This window comes from Bradyrhizobium sp. Ken51 (assembly GCF_055807435.1).
Map to the genome: position 1 here is coordinate 1 of NZ_JBVVPB010000148.1, position 353 is coordinate 353.

Consider the following 353-nt stretch of genomic DNA (forward strand, 5'->3'; position numbering starts at 1 on the left):
CCGGCGGTCGTGCGCGAGCCGGACGAAGACTAGATTGACGCGTGTTCGGCCGTCGGTGCTATAATATCCCCCATGGGCTGGGATGCGAAAGACATAGAGCTCCTCACCAGGCTCTGGTCCGCAGGACATAGCGCGGCGCAGATAGCGCGGCGGCTCGGGTGCAGTCGTAACGCGGTCTGCGGCATGCTGACCCGTCAGGGCCTGAAGCGCGGTCACAAGTCGCTCACGGCAAGGCCCAAGATAAGGCAGACACCGAAGCTGAGGGCGACGTCGTCGGCAGCTTGCGCCCTTCCAGTCGCAAAGAAGGTGTCGCGGAACGCAGCGGAGAGGCAGCAGCCTAAGCAATTCAGCAA

The 353-nt window shown here is 63.5% G+C and carries 1 protein-coding gene; it reads left to right on the forward strand.

Annotated elements, in window-relative coordinates; genetic code table 11:
- Positions 1–72: 72 nt before the first annotated feature.
- A partial coding sequence (locus AC0L27_RS41245) for a GcrA family cell cycle regulator (protein WP_473323854.1) occupies positions 73–353 on the forward strand: 281 nt, incomplete at its 3' end.